This window comes from Thermosynechococcus sp. (genome assembly GCF_046299635.1).
Taxonomy (GTDB): Bacteria; Cyanobacteriota; Cyanobacteriia; order Thermosynechococcales; family Thermosynechococcaceae; genus Thermosynechococcus.
The window spans coordinates 48,297-65,925 of record NZ_JBKBHV010000008.1 but is presented as its reverse complement, the minus strand read 5'-3'; the positions used below and the strand labels follow the sequence as shown (position 1 = coordinate 65,925).

The window sequence follows — 17,629 nt, the reverse complement described above, 5'->3', positions numbered from 1 at the left end:
CGGCAATTGCCTTGCCTGATAATGGGCCAGAGACAAGTTCAGGAGGATCATGCGAATTCTATTTGTGGCTGCCGAGGCAGCACCGCTTGCGAAGGTGGGGGGCATGGGAGATGTGGTTGGCTCCCTGCCCAAGGTGTTACGCCGCATGGGGCACGATGTGCGCATCTTTATGCCCTACTATGGCTTTTTACCCGACAAGGTGGAGATTCCTAAGGATCCCATCTGGATTGGCCATGCTATGTTTCAGACGTTCCATGTCTATGAAACCGTGTTGCCGGGGTCGGATGTGCCCCTTTACCTTTTTGGCCACCCTTGCTTTAACCCCCGTCGCATCTACTACGGTGAGGATGAGGACTGGCGGTTCACCTTCTTTGCCAATGGCGCTGCCGAGTTTGCGTGGAACTATTGGAAGCCGCAGATCATCCACTGCCACGATTGGCATACGGGAATGATCCCCGTGTGGATGCACCAAGACCCCGACATTACCACCGTCTTTACCATTCACAACTTGGCCTATCAAGGGCCTTGGCGGTGGCGCCTTGAGCAGATTACTTGGTGTCCGTGGTACATGCAGGGGCACAACACAATGGCCGCCGCCCTGCAATATGCCGATCGCGTCAATACTGTTTCGCCCACCTACGCCGAACAGATTAAAACTCCAGAGTATGGCGAGAAGTTGGAGGGGCTGCTCTCGTATATCAGTGGCAAGCTTTCGGGGATTCTCAACGGCATTGATACGGAGGTCTTTGACCCTAGTACCGATCGCGCCCTTGTGCAAAACTACACCGTGGATACCCTAGAGCGGCGCAAGGCCAATAAAATTGCTCTCCAAGAAGAATTAGGGCTGGAGGTGAATTCAGGGGCATTCTTGGTGGGAATGGTTAGCCGCTTGGTGGAGCAAAAGGGGCTGGATTTGCTGATTCAGATTTTGGATCGCTTTTTGGCCTACACCGACAGCCAGTTTGTCCTCTTGGGGACGGGCGATCGCTACTACGAAACCCAGATGTGGCAAATTGCCTCGCGGTTTCCGGGGCGCTGTAGTGTTCAGTTGCTCTATAGCGATGCGCTGTCGCGGCGAATCTACGGCGGAGCGGATGCCTTTGTCATGCCCAGTCGGTTTGAACCCTGTGGCATTTCCCAAATGATTGCCCTGCGCTATGGCTGTGTGCCGATTGTGCGCCGCACCGGTGGCCTTGTGGATACCGTCTCTCACCACGATCCGGAGAGGCAAACCGGAACGGGCTACTGCTTTGATCGCTATGAACCCCTTGACTTCTACACCTGTTTGGTGCGGGCATGGGAAGGCTATCGCCACAAACGGGAGTGGCACACCCTCCAGCAGCGGGGCATGCGCGAGGACTTTAGTTGGACAAAATCGGCATTAGCTTATAATGCCTTGTATAACTCCATTTATGGCTTGCCACCGGATGCCCTGCCCAATCCGAGTCCAGCGCTAGCACTGGCAATGACCTGATCACTGCGGCTGCGTAATGTGTGGTCATTATTGCCTACGAGTACATTGATCCCCTCTGGCAGCCCCTACCCGATCCCCAAGTGTGGGGGGCGGAGATTGACCACTGGGTGCTGGATGTGCAGTCCACCCGGCCACAGTTGCGGTACTGGTTACAGCGGTTAGCGCCGGGCTATTGGCTGTTGCACCAATTAAGCGCCCTTGGTCAAACGGTGATGGAGGTGAGCGATCGCCTGCGGCAACTGGAGGCAGCGGGCATTACCGTGATTGCCCTAGCGGAAGGCTACGTTAGCGATCGTCCCCCTAGGGGAGATCAACTCCTATCCCTTTGGGATCAGGTGAAGCAGCAACTCCACCAGCAAATCCTCTGCCATAGCCATGCCCGCAATCGTCTCAAACACCGTCCGCCGCCGGGTCGTGCCCCCTATGGCTATCGTCGGGGCAAAGAGCATTATGTCATTGATCGAGCCGCAGCCGTTGTTGTCAAGGATTTTGTCGAGCATTTTCTTCTCTATGGTTCGCTCAGTGCGGCGGTGCGCTTTATTGCCCAGACCCACCACAAGCGGATTAGTGTAGCGACGGGTCGCCGCTGGTTGACCCACCCTGTCTATCGCGGCCATCTCTGCTACCAAGGGAAAACGGTGATTCCTCAGACCCATGCCCCCCTCATTGCCGCCGATGAAGCAGCGCAGGTGGATCGGCTGTTGCGACGCCAACGCTCTCTGCCCCGTCGTAGTGCCAGTGCCCCTCATCCTCTAGCGGGATTGGTGATTTGCCGCGAATGTCAACAAAGCTTTGGCCGGACTCAGGTGCAGCCCTACCGCCAACCGAGCCAATATGCGTATTTGCGTCCGCTGCACTGTCCCCTTTCCCCCAAGTGTCGCAGTATTCCCTACGAAGCTGCCCTAGCTGCTGTGATTGATCAAATTGCCGAACGACTACCGCCGGCGATCGCTCAATTGTGTCTGCCTCCCGCAACATTAACCGGCCAAATTGAAGCCATTGACGTGCAACTGCAACAACTCACTGAACTAGAACGCCAAGGCCTCTTAGACGGGGAAACGGCTGAGCTGCGCCGCTATAAACTGGCTGGAGAACGGGCACGACTGGAGGTGCAACAATCCCAATTGCCCCCCAGTAATTCCAGCGCCCTGTTTGGCTGCCAAGAAAGGAGATAAGCCTCCCGCTCCTTTTGACAAGTGAAGAGGGGACGGGTTTCGGCACTAGCAAAGAAGAGATAGGACTCGGCACCCCACACTTGAGGTCTGAGTGTCATGAGGAATATTCTAAATCTGTGTAGAAGCTTGTTTTCTAAGGTAGTGAATTGATCATAACAACGGAAAGTTTTCACTAGCTTGGTACAAAAAGCTCACCAGCTGAGTTGATACAATTTAACAATCCCATTATTTTTGGTTATAAAAATTCGATCGCCCTGCGCACTCATTGCAGGGCATTATTGCTGAAACGGAAACGCTGGTTTATAGATAAATAAAAAACATCAATAAGAAATCACAGGTGTAAGGGGTTATGACGATTGAACTCAGCGATCGCCAGAAGCAAATTCTTGGCGCCACGATTAACCATTACATTGCCACGGCAGAACCTGTCGGCTCAAAGGCGATCGCCACCGAGTACAACCTTAACGTTAGTCCGGCCACGGTGCGTAATACGATGCTGCTCCTCGAAAAAAGCGGCCTGCTTTACCAACCCCACACTTCCGCAGGGCGAGTACCCTCCGATTCTGGCTATCGGGTTTATGTGGATGAGCTGATCCAACCTATTCCCGATGTTGCTCGCAAAGCCGAGACTCTCTTGAGTGAGCGGTTTATTTGGGGACAGCAGCGCCTTGAGGTGATCTTGCGGCAAGCCGCGCAGTTGCTCTCAGATCTCAGTGGATACATTACCCTGATCACACTGCCCAATCGTTTGGAGCGGCGGATTCGGCTGATTCAACTGGTGTCTTTGGATGCCCAGCAGGTGATGGTGATTCTGGTTCTCGATACCTATGAAACCCAGTCGGCGCTTATTCAGTTGGGTCAAGAAGAAGACCCTGAGCTACGGGAGCGAACGTTACAGGTACTGACCAACTTCCTGAATCATCAGTTGCAGGGGCGATCGCTGGTGGAACTCAGTGCTATTGACTGGCAAAAGCTGGATTTGGAATTTCAGACCTACAGCCAGCAGCTTCAGACCCTCCTGCAGCAGTTGAGCGATCGCTACAGCCACCAAGGCACCTCTTTTGTCATCAGTGGTCTTGCCGATGTCCTCCAGCAGCCGGAGTTTTCCCAAGTGGAACAGGTGCAAATGCTACTGCATCTTCTCGAAGACCAACAGGATCAACTGGCTCCCCTGATCACTGCCGACCCCCAAGCCCCCTCCCAAGTGCAAATCCGCATTGGCAGGGAAAATACCCTAGCGCCGATGCAGTCCTGTACATTGGTCTATTCCTGCTATTGCTATGGAGACTCCCCTGTGGGCAGTATCGGCATTCTCGGCCCCACACGGATGCCCTATGCCCGGATTATCCCCCTAGTGGCCACAGCAGCAGATTACTTAACCGAACAGGTCAGTCGTCGCAAGTAATCAAATCACAGCATCAGACAATTCTTGTGCAGTCAACGGCTGACTTTATCATGCACAATAAACTATTGGGCTTTTCCAGTTGGAGATATTGAAATGCCTGCACCCGCCTTGCTGGTTCTCGCCGATGGTTCAGTCTTTCGTGGTTTTTCCTTTGGGGCACCGGGCACAGCCATTGGCGAAGTGGTCTTTAATACGGGCATGACGGGTTATCAAGAGGTGCTCACTGACCCGAGTTATTGTGGTCAAATCGTGACATTCACCTACCCTGAGTTGGGCAATACAGGAACCACCCCCGAAGATGATGAGTCCGATCGCCCCCAAGTGCGCGGTGCGGTCGCTCGCAATATTTGTGATATTCCCAGTAACTGGCGATCGCAACAATCGTTACCTGATTACCTCAAAGCCCATCGCATTCCTGCCATTTATGGGATTGACACCCGCGCCCTCACCCGCAAAATTCGCACCGTCGGTGCCATGAATGGTGGCATCTCCACGGAAATCCTTGACCCCGTTGAACTGCTGCAAAACGTCCTTGCTGCCCCTAGTATGGAGGGACAAAATCTCGCCAAAGTGGTGACCACCCGCACGCCCTATGAATGGACAGAGCCAACGCCTCCGGCTTGGGAATTCCGTTCCCAAACGGCCACCGAAGAGCCACCTTTGACGGTTGTAGCCATTGACTTTGGCGTGAAGCGCAACATCCTCCGTCGCCTGGCCAGCTATGGCTGCCGTGTGATCGTGGTACCTGCCGATACGCCCGCAGAAACGATTCTCAGCTATGACCCCGATGGCATTTTCCTCTCCAATGGACCGGGTGACCCTGCGGCGGTTCAGGAAGGCATTGAAACAGCGCGCAAATTGTTGGCCGCTCAGCGTCCCGTGTTTGGCATTTGTCTGGGGCATCAGTTGCTAGGACTCTCCTTGGGGGCGGCAACCTTCAAGCTCAAGTTTGGTCACCGGGGGTTGAACCAGCCCGCTGGCTTGACGCGGGAAGTGGAAATTACCAGCCAAAACCATGGCTTTGCCATCACCGAAGAATCCCTTGCCCAAGCCCCCGTTGAAATTACCCACTTTAACCTCAATGACAAAACAGTTGCCGGTCTGAAGCACCAAACACTGCCCATTTTCTCGGTGCAGTATCACCCTGAAGCTAGCCCCGGCCCCCATGATGCCGATTATCTCTTTGGCGAGTTTGTGGCGCAAATGCGTGCCTATCGCCAGCAACATCCCCGCAACCCATGAAAGGGCGATCGCTGACTCCCTACCTGTTCCTTGCCCCTGCCTTGGGGGTGCTGACACTGACGGTCTTTTGGCCAGCCCTCCAAGCCTTTTTCCTCAGTTTCAGCCGCTATGAGACGGATCTCCTGAGTCCACCGGTGTGGGTGGGGTGGGTCAATTTTGCGCAATTGTGGCGCGATGGCGTCTTCTGGAAAACGTTGGCCAACACTTTCTTGTATCTGGTCGTTGTGGTGCCGATTCTGGCGATCGCTCCCCTGCTGTTGGCGATTTTGGTCAATCAACCCCTGCGGGGCATCCACTGGTTTCGTGCTGCCTACTACAGCCCCGTGATTATTTCAATGGTCGTGGCGGGGATTGCTTGGCGCTGGCTCTATGCCCCCAATGGCCTCTTAAATCAATTGGTACAGGGTCTCCATTTACGGGACACCCCGATTCCTTGGCTGACGAGTCCCCAACTAGCCCTCTTTAGTGTCATGGCCGTCACCATCTGGAAAGGCTTGGGCTACTACATGGTGATTTATTTGGCAGGACTTCAGGGAATTAGTGGTGAACTCTATGAAGCGGCGGCGCTCGATGGCAGTGACGGCTGGCAACAGCATTGGGATATTACGTTGCCGCTGATGCGCCCCTATATTCTTTTAGTGAGCATTATCTCGGCGATTTCTGCCACCAAGGTCTTTGAAGAAGTCTATGTGATGACCCAAGGCGGGCCCCTCAATAGCTCCAAGACCATTGTTTATTACATTTACGAGAATGCCTTTCAGCGTTTAGAGATTAACTACGCTTGCACCATGGGGCTGGTTTTATTCCTGTTGATTCTGTTGTTGTCCCTCTTCAATCTCAAGTTTGGCCGACAGGTGGAAATGCCCCTTAGCTAACCACCTGCATCCGTTGAATCAACCATTGATCGCCACGACGGATCAAGGTGTAGAGGACACGGTAGGGATCGCGATAGGAAATGTCATTGCGCAGTGTCCCCTGCTCATAAAAACGAGCTTCCTCATGGATTTCTGCTAAGACCTCTGCGCGATCGCGCCCTTGGGGACGCACGGCCTTGACCTCTAGGTTCTTTAGGGTATAAACCCAGTGGCTGCCCTCGGACTTCAATCCCTGTGCCCGCGATCGCCAGCGGCTGAGTTCTGGCTCTGCCAAAATCGTTGTTAGTTTGTCCATTTCAAATGCCGTCCCAAGGGCTTGGGCTTTAATTTGCTGCCACATGCGGAGGCGATCGCGCGCCATCTCAAGCGTTAGGGTTGCAGCTAAGATCGTCGGTTGTGGACGCGGCGTTGGCGTTACTATAGGAGTTGGCGTCGGTGTCACCGGTGCTGGCGGGGTGGGAGCTTCAGCCGTGCTGGCTGGCCAATAAACCTTTGCCAAAGCACCTAAACCAACAAGAACAACCCCTGCCCCCATCCAAAACCAAGTCTGACGTTTTTTGTGATGACTGGCTGCGCTGCGCCGTTTGCGGGTGGATGTTTGGGGTGTGGCTGTCTCCGTTGCAGTCGCAGCAGAGGTAGAAGCCGACGCAGACAAGCCTTGACCCAAGCCAGTATGATACTCCAAAGGTAACGTTTCCGCTGTGAAGGAGACGGGAGGCGGCACGGCCACCGTTGGCCTAATAACTTCAGGAAGCGTAGAGGCACTGGTGCTGGCTGGCTCAGGGGCAATACCATCGTCACTGAGAGCCTCTAGGTAGGTTTGGATATTGGGATCAGCAAAGTAGGCATCCAAAGCCAGCGGTGTTTCTCCCAAGTCCCGAAAGGCGGGGTAAATTTCCTCCCGCAGCCATTGCTCTGTGTAGTAGTACAGCCCCGGCAGCAGATCGGTGGAGTCATTGGAATGACGGCGGATAAAGGCGAGACTCTGCTGATCTTGAGATTTCTCCAGCGCTGCCAATGCCGCAGCAGGTTGTCCCAAAAGCAGTAAACAACTGGCCAGTTCGAGGTAGATGTCTTGATGGGGTGAGAGCCGCTCCAGTAAATCCTTGGCGTGGCGAATATAGGCGGGCTGAAGCTCTTGGACGCCCCGTGCCACCAGCGCATGAACTGCCAGATAAGTCGCAACTGCCGAGGGACGCCGCGATTCTCGTTCAAAGAGTTCCTGTTGCTCTGCGACGGTGAGATGGTTGCGCAGTTGCAAAATAAATTTGAGGAAATCTTCGACCCCCAGACCGGAGCGATCCTCTCGCCGACCTTCAATGCCCCCGCGATCGCTGAGCATCTGCCGCAGTAATAAAATACCCCGCTGCCGATTGACACTATCGGATAGAGGCAGTGCCAGTAACTCCAGAATGCGGTAAGGACGCAGACGATGCAGTTCCGTCTGAAACTGCTCCTGTAGTTCAGGAAACAGGGCTGCCCGCTGAAGCACCTTTAGACCGGCTTCTAGGTGAGAGGCGGCTGCTTGGTAGGACTGCCGCTGCCATTCCTCGCGCCCCAATTCCAGATAAGCCAAAGCCACAGTGAGCGTAATGTCGGCAATAGCGGCAGAGGAAGTATAGGGGCGGTTGAGATCAAAAGCATCCCCCTTCAGGAATTGTTCTCCCAGTTTGACCACTTGAGGGTAGTTCCCCAGTTCATAGAGCAGTAGGAGCGCCCCTGAAAATTGTTGATCACTAATTTCAAGCTGGGGAGCCGTGGCCTCGGAATCCAACTGGGCAATCAGATCATCGGGATCAACGGTACGGCAGTGGCGATCGTAAGCATGGCGTTGCTCCGGCTCGCGCAAAACCGCATAGGCTTGCTCAATCAGTTCACGACGGGTGGCAATGGTAGCGGGAGAGTGTTGACAGGTGGGCAGTTGTAACAAGCGATCTTGAAACGCTTGCTCAATTTGCTCCGGCGTTGCCTGGATTGGCACGCCCAGCACTTGATAATAGTCGAGGGGAATGCGCACCCGAACCCAAACCTCTATAGGTGAACCCGTCCATCAACGACGATGCTTTGTCTTTACAGCAAGAACAGGGAACCACTGTCAACCATTCCTTTGCCTTAGGCACAACACTGCATAGTGTTCCCAAAAAAAGGAAGCATCAAGCCTTCTAGAGTATCACAATTTTTGCTCGTCAGTGCACGTTTGTAGAGGTGCTTCCTGAGTTAGCCCCGGACTTTTGCTGTAAAGCCAGAGGCCTTAAATTGTTCCAACTGCAAAGGCGTCGGTTGATCGTAGGGCACGCTAATGCGAATTTCAAAGTCGCTAATTCCGGGTGGAATCACATCGATCGCGCCAACCCGTGTGCGGTTTTGCAACACTGGGTTGCCATTGGCATCGTAGATGCGGCCAAAGACATCGGCATCCACCACCGTTTTGCCGGATTTATTCTCTGCCTTGCCGGTAATCAGGTAGCAGTTGGCCTTAAGGGTGGTTCCCCCCGGCGTCACCGAGCCTGCGCCGATTTCCGGTGGGCATTCGTGGTAATCCAAGTCAAAAAGCCGCACTTGAATCGTGGCGATCGCGGGCGGGGTGGCGATACTCGACCAGCACAGGAGGCTCAAGAGCACGCCTAGGATGCCTCGGCACAGGTACTGCACAAACCGGTTCGCACTCATGGTCATTGCTCAGCACGCAGATTACGTCCCCATTATCCCATAGTCGTTAGAATCCATAGATCCACGCCCGCCAACAGCAGCGTCAAGACGGCCAAAATACCGTACATCCAAGGCTGAGCAAGGGGCTTAATCACATCTGTGGGCAATCCCGTATGGGCTTCAATGGCCCGCACCATTCGGGCGAAGCCTGCAACCCGCATGGGGAGAAGGTATCTCTGATCCCCAGAAGTGACAAGGTAATACACCAAGCCCCCTTGACTGGTGCTGCGAGGTTGCAGCCCTTGAATGTCTGACCAAGTGAGTTGCCACTGCTGCCGCAGAAAAGGCGGTACCCAACGGGGATAGGTAATCCGAATCCCCTGCTCGTCCAGCTCCACCCGTTGACTCAGCGCCCCCCAGAGCAAAAGCCCCCCGCCGGCGATCGCCCCCCAGAGAAACCAGGGGGACACAGGAGCTGCCGTCTGGGCGGCCAAAAAGGGGAGGGGAAGAGTGAGGGCGCCATAGAGGGCAATGAGCGTTCCGGAGATGAGGGGAGAGGTGTTAAAGCGCAGGGGTTCAGTCATTGTCGTTGCCTCAAGGATTCATCGTCGTTCATCAATAGAATAACCAAGTGGCAAAGGCATATTTAGTGCCCCGGATCACGGGCAAAGCGGTATGGGGATGGGTGTAGTAGGCAGGAAAGACAACCACATCCCCGGTTCGTGGCGTGATCTTCACCCCTTGGCGATCAAAATAGGTTTCTCCCCCTTCAAAGTCCTCGTTGAGATAGCCCACCAGACTCACATCCCGGGTGGGAATGCCCTGTTGCAGTTCCATTTGCCGACTGCCTAGCAAGAGGTTGTCCACGTGGCGGCGATAGCCCTCCCCAACCCGATAGCGCAAGATGGAAAAGTTCTCAATGTCCGGAAAGCGAACGCCATAGTGCCGGTAGAGGACGATTTGAACCGTTTGCGTCGCTTGCAGCAGGATCTGCCGCATCATGGCCTGGTGGGGGTCTTGGGGATCAAAGCGCAGGAGGCCGCCGCCGCGCACCGAGCGATCCACCGTCCCCATGAGAATTTGGGCATCCTCAAACCCCACCTTCTCAGCTGCAGCAATCACCTGCTGACACTGGTGAGACGGAATCAAACCCTGAACAAGGAGAATCTCACCCCCCAAGTCGAGAATTTGCAATGGTGCAGCACTCATAGAGCAAAGATTGTCGCCCTCTCTACCCTAGGTTTAGGGGAAGCGTAGTTGCACAGGTACTTCACTTTGGACATTGCCGCTGACAATCACCTCTTGGCGATCCAGCCACCCTTTGGCCTGCTGTCCCTGAACTTGAATGCGGGGATTGCTCTGGCGATAAAAGACACCGCCTTGGGCTTCCACCTCCTGGTGGGGAATCCGCCAGATCAGTTGAGCCGTGCGCAGCTGGGCATTAGGGCGTTGGATCTCTACTTGACCGCTGGCTTCTACCCGCTCTTGGGGAATCCACCAACTGAGGCGTTGGGCGCGCAGTTGTGCCTGTTGGGGTTGACTCTGGATCTCGGCGTTGTCAAAGATGGCGCGGTTTTCAGCCATCAGGAAGACACCGCGATTGGCCTGCCCTTGAATGCCTTGGGTGGGGTATTGTACTCGCAGGGGGCGATCGCTCACCAATTGCTGTTGCGGAATCAACCAGCGCACCGTTTCCCCTTCAACCCGTAGCCTAGGGTTGGGAAGCTGCACTTGAACGTTCCCCTCAAGGGTGACCAGTTGATCGGCAATAGACCAAGTCGCCCGTTGGGCTTGTAGCCGCTGCCCTTGGCGATCGCCCGCCACACCAATGACGGTGATCCCCCCTTGGCCAATTACCCCTGCCAAGAGCCGATTGGGCTGCTGCTGCCACACCAGACTCTCAGTAGTCAGCCGTAAGTCCTTAGCCTCCTTGGCCGGCGAGGTCACCTGAACGGCATTGAGCGCCCGCAGTTCTTGGCGTTGATTATCGGCTTCAAGGCGCTTGGCGACAATCGTGACTTGGGGATAGCGGGCCTGTAGATTTTTCCGCGCAATGAGTAGGGCGCGATCGCCCTGCCAAACGAGTTGATCGGCCACAATGGTTCCCTTTTGCTGGAGATCGGTGACCGTGGTGCGGCCTTCAATCCAGAGTTGGCCGTCCCGCTGCCGCACATTAACCGCCTTGGCCTGTACCTTGTAAGCAGTTTTGCCCTCTGCTTTTAGCTCACCTGTCAGGTTTTGAATCTGCAATTGCTGGCGATCGTCATCGCGATAGCGTGCTCCCGCCGCTTGCAGTAACCAGAGGAGTTCACCTTTGGCGTTCGTTTGCCGCAGGGTCAGATTTTGCAGCTTGACATCACCCGTGATTTCTGGTTCTGGTGATGGCTCCTCACCCACCCATTGATCCACCCAGCCGCAGCCTGTCAAAGCCAGGACAAGGCAAAGGGGGAGGAGGGTTCTAGGCAGAGGCATGGTTGTCTGGGTTCTCTAGGGTCTCTGGTCACTCGTTGCCGGCAGTTTCATCTTTCCTGTCGGCGCTATCTTGCTCCCAATGGGGAGTAACAATGGGGGGAGGCGTCAAGCTACCCGTGACGGGGCGATAGGTGTAGGTTGGTCGGGGCGCTTTTTGGATTTCTTCGCGAATGCTTTCTAAATCAATGTAGCGATCGGCAACGTTAATCAGGCTGTCGCTGGTCATTGATCGCAAACTCACCACCTCGACCCGTGCCCCTCGGTAACTCACGGCATCCACCGCATAGGCCAAATCGCCATCGCCGCTGACCAAGATGGCAGTATCATAGCAGCCCACCAGTGCCATCATATCCACGGCAATTTCCACGTCAAGGTTCGCCTTTTTCGAGCCGTCGGGGAGCTGGACGAGTTCCTTGGAGACGACGCGGTAGCCGTTGCGGCGCATCCACAGCAGGAATCCCTGCTGCTTCTCATTGGTGGGGTCAACCCCCGTATAAAAGAAGGAGCGAAAGAGGCGCGAGCCTTGGGTCAGGTGGCACAGGAGTTTTGAATAGTCAATTTCAATGCCCAGTTGCAGTGCTGCATAGAAGAGGTTGGAGCCATCAATAAAAATGGCAACGCGCCCGCGATTCTGTAACACCTGTTCTGGCGTGTAAATAACTGAAGACGACGATGTAACCATGTAGAAATCATCTCAAAAAAAGTGTGTTATCGAAATATGAAGTCATACCTCTAGCGTATCGCGCGTTAAGGAGAATTGGCGACGGTTATAGGCAGCGAGAGTTTTTGGAAAATCGGCTCTGGATTGGCTAGAGGTTGTGACGCAGGTAAAACACCCCACTGGGCTTGGCGATCGCCCAAAAGATCCGGGGCAACTGATCCGTTAAATTCAATACTATAGCCCAACTGTCCATAGATGGCCTCACTCAGTTGGGGGATAATGGGAGCGAGGACATAGGCCACAAGGCGCACTGACTCCAATACACAGTAAAGAATTTCAGCAACCGCTTGGGTCTCCCCGGCCTTATAGCGTTTCCAAGGAGCCTCCTCGTCAAGAAACTTATTCCCCGCCCGTGCCAGCGTTAGTGCCTGTTGACACACCTCATGGAAGGCCAGTTGCCGGTACCCTTGGCCATAGGCTTGGCTGAGGTGTTCTGCCAGTTGCCGCAGGGGGTGCTCTCGTGAAACCGCTGACCCTTGGACATTGGGCACTTTCCCATCGGTATATTTCCAAGCCATTTTCAGGGTGCGATTGAGTAAGTTTCCCAAATCATTGGCCAAATCCGCATTGAGAATGTTGACAAAACGGGTCTCACTGAAGTCGCCGTCGCGGCCAAACTCCACCTCCTTCATGAAGTAGTAGCGCACCGCATCGGCACCATATTGCGCCACCAAGGCAAAGGGATCAAGGGTATTGCCCAAACTTTTGCCCATTTTTTGACCATCCTTGGTAAGAAACCCATGGACAAAAATCTGCTCCGGCAAGGGCAAGCCCGCCGACATCAACATCGCGGGCCAAGAGATGGCATGGAAGCGCAGAATATCCTTGCCGATAAGGTGCAGGTTAATCGGCCACCACCTGCGGAGGGCATTGGCCAAGGTCGGCTCTTCATCGGGTTCAAGCAGCGCCGTGACATAGCCTAAGAGGGCATCAAACCACACGTAAAGGGTTTGCTCGGGATCCGTGGGCACGGGAAAGCCCCACGCCAGATTCACCCGCGAAATGGAAAAGTCCTGCAGCCCCCGCTCGATAAAACTCAGCACCTCATTGCGGCGACTGGGAGGCTGCACAAACTCAGGATGGGTGGCGTAGTAGTCTAAGAGAGCCTGCTGATACTTCGAGAGGCGGAAAAAGTAGTTGCGCTCGTCTCGCCATTCCACCGTGCGATTCACATGGATCGGGCAGCGCTTGCCCGCCAGCAACTCCCGCTCGTCTTTAAATTCCTCGCACTCGACACAGTACCACCCCTGCTGCTGACCGAGGTAAATGTCGCCGTTGTCCCACACCCGCCGGAAAAACTCGTTGACAATGGCCTGATGGCGGGGACTGGTGGTGCGGCTAAAGACATCGTAGTGGATATTGAGTTGCTGCCAGAGGGTTTGAAAACCGGCGGCAATTTCATCGCAGTGGGCTTGGGGACTGAGACCGCGCTGTTGAGCGGTGCGTTCGATTTTCTGGCCATGCTCATCGGTACCGGTAATGAACCGCACCTGATAGCCCTGCAAACGGTAGAAACGCGCCAAGACATCGGCAGCAATAGTGGTGTAGGCACTACCAATGTGGGGAAGGGCATTGACGTAGTACAGGGGGGTGGTCAGTGAAAAGTGCGGTGACAAGCAGTGTTTCTCCCTAGGCGGTCGAGCAAATCGCGTTATTTATCATAGTGCCATTGGTAACAGCTTGCGGGCGATCGCCCACCGCCAGATCCACCCATGGACTCAGGGGGCCTTCCTGCTCGCTACCATTGGCAGCCAAGTCACTGTGGCAGAGGAATAGGCGATCGCTGACCCGGGAGCACAGATCCACCAGCAAATGCTCCAGCCGTTCTGACTCCCACTGCCACACCCGAGCACTGGGACTGGCCGCCCCCTGCCGCAAAAACATAGGCGCCTGCCAGAGGCATTGCAAGCCGCCATCCTGCCAACGCGGACTTCCCACATCCAGCCAAAAATGCCAGCGATGGGCCAGTTGGGCACTGCGATATTGAAACGTGGTTGCCAATAAGACCCCTTGGGGTTGCCGCAGGGAGGGGAGCGGATCGGCGGTTATAGTTCCCCGCCGCAGGAGGAAAATCCATTCCCGTAGTCGCTCAGCCGTTGGTGTAGCTCGGTATTCTGCAAGGTGATCATAAATTTGCCAGTAGGCGGCTGTGCCCTCAAGGAGCGATCGCAGGGGTGCCAATTCACTAGCCGTCAGGTTTTGTGGCCAGAGATAACGTTGAATCGCTGCCTCTAGGATATGCACCGGGGGTTTCTCAGGAGCAAGACCAGTGAGCCAATGGCGCAACTCCTCATAGGCCTTGGTGGCACGATGACCAAAGCGATCCCAATGGCTATACTGGGTTGTGCTCAGCAGTTCGGATTTCTCCAGACCGGCCTGAAAACAATAGCAAGAGAGCAGGCCTGCCCGCACAGGATCAATCTCTCGCGGCAGCAAAACCGTTAACATTTCCGCTACTGCCGTCGCCTCTGAGGTAATTCCCGTATAGGGATAGACGAAAGTTAACAACGTCAAAAGGGCACGTACAAAGGGGGATTGAATCAGGGGGCGCTGCTCATTCCAAAGGACGAGGGGAATGCGGCGTTTTTTGAACTCGCTGCTGAGGACATAGCGGGCAACGCTATCTAAACCGGGGGCAAGAATGGCAATCTCGTTGGGCTGCACCATCCCCTGATGAATGGCAGCGGCGATCGTCTCAACCACTTCCTGCAAGAGTTGCATCCGCGAGGTGGTTTGAATCGCTGCTATTTTTTCAGGAAGCGTGGATTGGGGAGTAGCCAGCAGCGCTTGAATATGAAGTCTGAGATCGATCGCACCAAAAACCGTGTTTACAGGGGGGGATTGCTCAATCACCGTGGCTTGTTCTTTGAGGCCGAGAAAGGCATCGGGATCGGCGCCAAGACCCAGACGGACAGCGCCCATGGGTTGGTGGGTCAAGGCAATCTCGATCCCCTGTTGGTTGAGGTGTTCGATCAAATCTGCCATCACCGCCGGATAGTTGTGGGTGTTGTCGGCCAAAAGACACTGAAACCGCTGCCTTAAGGAGGCTTGGTATTGGGGATGCTCAAGGAGAACTCGGCCAAATAGATCCGTGGTGATGCCGTAGGTCAGAAGGCTGTGGGCAGTACACCAGCTTTGCCACTGTTTCAGGGCGGTGACGATCGCCCCCACGGTTTCTGAAGGAATTTCAAGGTGATGATTGCTGAGGAGTTGGGGCAGATCATCAAGGCTGAGGCGGGCAAAGGCGGCCAGTTGAAAAATATCAAGGAGATGGCGAGTGGCGCGATCGCCGGTGACGCAGCGGAGCCGGTCGTGATTTTCACCGAGCACGGCAAAGGTATTCTGATCAAGCCAAGGCTGCCACAGCCGCTGTGCCCACATCAATTCCGTTTCCGGCTTGAGACGCAAAGGGAGACGGGGAGCCACCGCCTCCGCCTGCACCAACAGCGGCCAAAAAAGTTCCACCTCATCCTGCATGAAGCCTAGGGGCGTCGTGATATAGGGCGCATAGCCGCTGCCCAACTGTGACTCAATTTCCCGTTGGATGGCTTGGCGGCCTTCGACCGTATCCGTCAAAAAGAGGAGCGATCGCTCCCGAGGAATCACTGAGCTACCCTGCCCAACCCAGCGGGCAAATTCCCTTACCAAGGCATAGGTTTTGCCACTGCGACTCCTGCCACTGATCCACTGCAACACTGCCAACTAAGCCCGCCAAGTCAATTTGCTACGATGCTATCTATCCTAGCGATTTATTGCTTCTGTGGTCAGAGAACAACAGCAATGTCCAGCAATCCCTTTATTCGCCTCAGAGACTGGATCAAGCGTGCCCAACAGTGGTATCTCACAACTCCCAACCGCGCCCTACAGGAAGCCTATGAAGCTGCTCTGAAAATTCGCACCATTGAACTGGAGCACTTTGACGGTCAGCCTATTAGTCCCCTCAATCTGCCGGTGGGGGAGGTTTCCAGCTATTTCGAGACAGAGCTAAAACAACTGCTAAAAACCATTCGTATGCGGATGACGGAGTTTCGGGCGAGCCGTCAAATTTTGCCCCTTGCCCCCCCCCAAAGTTTCCCCACTCCTGTGAATGGCAGTACCAATGAGGCAACGGAAACCTATACGGTGGCAGCCACCGTCAGTAGCACCACAGAGGAACCCAGCGTCTATGAAAAGCTGCGGGTGATTGATGCCACCCTCAACCGCTATAAACGGCAGCGAGAAAAGGAACTCAATGCCCTTGCCCGTCCCAGCCTCAGTCGCCAAGACCCCCAACAACGCCAGCAGGCAGCAGCCCTCGACAAAATCGAAGATAATTCTCTGTATTTGTCGGAATATATCAGTGACGATCTCACCGACAATTCCAAGTTAGATAGCAGCTTTATTCCCCGCTCAATTTTGCGCACCGCCGATCGCTTTCGCCGTGAACTCAATTCCGATGAAACCACTGAAGCCGAAGTCGTTCGCGATTTTCGCACCTCGAAGCTACGCACCCGTCTGGCAGTTCGCTTTATGCTCTTGCTGGTGATTTTGCCCCTGTTGACGCAGCAGATTTCCAAAGCCCTGATTGTCAGCCCCCTGGTGAACCACTTTAAGGCCGTGGGTCAGATTGAACGGATCATTAACTCCCAACTGGAGGACAACATTCTCGATGAACTGACCCGCTTTGAAAACAAAATTCGCTTTGAGAGCTTGGTGAGCAATGTGCCGGTTTCCCCGGAGGAAATTCAAGCCCGCATTCGTGAAAAGGCGATCGAACTCTCTACAGAATATCAAAAGGAACTGATCGAACCGCTGAAAAACATCCTCTCCGATGCCCTAGGGTTGACGGTTTTTTTGATCCTGGTGTTTACCGGTCGGCGGCAACTGGCCATTGTCAAGACATTCTTGGATGAGGTGGTCTACGGCTTCAGTGATAGCGCCAAGGCCTTTATTATCATCCTGTTTACAGATGTATTTGTTGGCTTCCACTCTCCCCACGGCTGGGAAGTGCTTGTCAACAATGCACTGGAGCACTTTGGCTTTCCCCGCAATGAAGACTTTATCAATATGTTCATTGCCACGTTTCCGGTGATGCTGGATACGGTGTTTAAGTATTGGATTTTCCGTTATCTTAATCAGATTTCCCCTTCGGCAGTGGCCACCTACAAGAATATGAACGAGTAGTTAGGAAGGGGGGACGGGCTGCAGAATGGGACAGATGGTGCCCGCTGGGGGGTGAGTGGGCGATCGCCAGCCCGACAGGAGACCTTGCAATTCCTGCTTGAGAATGTGCAACTGCTGAATTTGTGCCTCAACGGCAGCCAATTTTTCCTCTAACTTTTCCTTGATGTGGTCGCAGGGAATCTGGCCGCGATCGTACACCTCCAGTAAGGCTTTGATCTCGCTCAGGGTAAGACCAAGGGACTGGGCACGTTTGATAAAACTCAGGCGAATAAAGACATCCTCGGCAAAAAGACGATAACCACCGCTTGTTCTGCCCACGGTGCGCAACAGCTCCAACTCCTCGTAATAGCGAATGGTCTTGACCGGCAGACCACTGCTGCGGGCAACGGTACCGATCAAATAGGCGGCTGCATTCATGGTCGTTCCTCCCAGAGGGGCAACCCCTTTATCTCA

At 54.6% G+C, this 17,629-nt stretch carries 15 protein-coding genes; 6 read left to right on the top strand and 9 right to left on the bottom strand.

What is annotated here, in order from left to right:
* Positions 1–49: 49 nt before the first annotated feature.
* The 5 genes from glgA (at position 50) to ACK4IR_RS05215 (ending at position 6,171) form a co-directional block, all read left to right on the top strand.
* Positions 50–1,474 carry a glycogen synthase GlgA gene (gene glgA, locus ACK4IR_RS05235; protein WP_409873117.1) on the top strand — a complete coding sequence of 475 codons (1,425 nt, stop codon included), beginning with the start codon at positions 50–52 and terminating at the stop codon, positions 1,472–1,474.
* Between the two features lie 20 nt (positions 1,475–1,494).
* Complete coding sequence (locus tag ACK4IR_RS05230) at positions 1,495–2,649, top strand: recombinase family protein (protein ID WP_409873115.1); 1,155 nt, start codon at positions 1,495–1,497, stop codon at positions 2,647–2,649.
* 349 nt (positions 2,650–2,998) lie between these two features.
* Positions 2,999–4,054 (top strand): heat-inducible transcriptional repressor HrcA, encoded by a 1,056-nt coding sequence (gene hrcA, locus ACK4IR_RS05225; protein WP_409873113.1) that lies wholly within the window; start codon positions 2,999–3,001, stop codon positions 4,052–4,054.
* A 93-nt stretch (positions 4,055–4,147) separates the two neighbouring features.
* Positions 4,148–5,296, top strand: a complete 1,149-nt coding sequence (carA, locus tag ACK4IR_RS05220; protein WP_409873111.1) for a glutamine-hydrolyzing carbamoyl-phosphate synthase small subunit — start codon at positions 4,148–4,150, stop codon at positions 5,294–5,296.
* Entirely contained in the window at positions 5,293–6,171 is an 879-nt protein-coding gene (locus ACK4IR_RS05215) for a carbohydrate ABC transporter permease (protein ID WP_409873109.1), read from the top strand. Before carA ends, ACK4IR_RS05215 begins: the two co-directional genes overlap by 4 nt.
* Here ACK4IR_RS05215 and ACK4IR_RS05210 read toward each other — a convergent pair.
* From ACK4IR_RS05210 to ACK4IR_RS05175, 8 genes are all read right to left on the bottom strand, one after another.
* Positions 6,164–8,188 (bottom strand): IMS domain-containing protein, encoded by a 2,025-nt coding sequence (locus ACK4IR_RS05210; RefSeq protein WP_409873108.1) that lies wholly within the window; start codon positions 8,186–8,188, stop codon positions 6,164–6,166. The two genes, ACK4IR_RS05215 and ACK4IR_RS05210, sit on opposite strands and share 8 nt — an antisense overlap.
* A gap of 200 nt (positions 8,189–8,388) precedes the next feature.
* On the bottom strand, positions 8,389–8,847 hold the full coding sequence (locus tag ACK4IR_RS05205) for a hypothetical protein (protein ID WP_409873106.1): 459 nt from the start codon (positions 8,845–8,847) through the stop codon (positions 8,389–8,391).
* Positions 8,848–8,873: 26 nt separating this feature from the next.
* A complete protein-coding gene (locus tag ACK4IR_RS05200) occupies positions 8,874–9,404 on the bottom strand; it encodes a hypothetical protein (RefSeq protein ID WP_409873105.1) in 531 nt (176 codons plus the stop codon).
* Positions 9,405–9,435: 31 nt separating this feature from the next.
* Positions 9,436–10,029, bottom strand: a complete 594-nt coding sequence (locus ACK4IR_RS05195; RefSeq protein ID WP_409873103.1) for a prolyl hydroxylase family protein — start codon at positions 10,027–10,029, stop codon at positions 9,436–9,438.
* 33 nt (positions 10,030–10,062) lie between these two features.
* The gene (gene lptC, locus ACK4IR_RS05190) at positions 10,063–11,292 is read right to left on the bottom strand and encodes an LPS export ABC transporter periplasmic protein LptC (protein WP_409873101.1); all 1,230 of its coding nucleotides are present in this window, start codon (positions 11,290–11,292) and stop codon (positions 10,063–10,065) included.
* A gap of 28 nt (positions 11,293–11,320) precedes the next feature.
* Entirely contained in the window at positions 11,321–11,974 is a 654-nt protein-coding gene (locus tag ACK4IR_RS05185; RefSeq protein WP_409873099.1) for an NYN domain-containing protein, read from the bottom strand.
* A 65-nt stretch (positions 11,975–12,039) separates the two neighbouring features.
* On the bottom strand, positions 12,040–13,629 hold the full coding sequence (metG, locus tag ACK4IR_RS05180; RefSeq protein ID WP_409873097.1) for a methionine--tRNA ligase: 1,590 nt from the start codon (positions 13,627–13,629) through the stop codon (positions 12,040–12,042).
* 13 nt (positions 13,630–13,642) lie between these two features.
* The gene (locus ACK4IR_RS05175; RefSeq protein ID WP_409873095.1) at positions 13,643–15,715 is read right to left on the bottom strand and encodes a recombinase family protein; all 2,073 of its coding nucleotides are present in this window, start codon (positions 15,713–15,715) and stop codon (positions 13,643–13,645) included.
* A 78-nt stretch (positions 15,716–15,793) separates the two neighbouring features.
* On the opposite strand from ACK4IR_RS05175, the gene pxcA reads away from it, so the two are divergent.
* Positions 15,794–17,176, top strand: a complete 1,383-nt coding sequence (gene pxcA / locus ACK4IR_RS05170; RefSeq protein WP_409873094.1) for a proton extrusion protein PcxA — start codon at positions 15,794–15,796, stop codon at positions 17,174–17,176.
* Here the strand turns inward: pxcA and ACK4IR_RS05165 are convergent, their stop codons facing one another.
* Positions 17,177–17,593 carry a heavy metal-responsive transcriptional regulator gene (locus tag ACK4IR_RS05165; RefSeq protein WP_409873092.1) on the bottom strand — a complete coding sequence of 139 codons (417 nt, stop codon included), beginning with the start codon at positions 17,591–17,593 and terminating at the stop codon, positions 17,177–17,179.
* Positions 17,594–17,629: the final 36 nt, after the last annotated feature.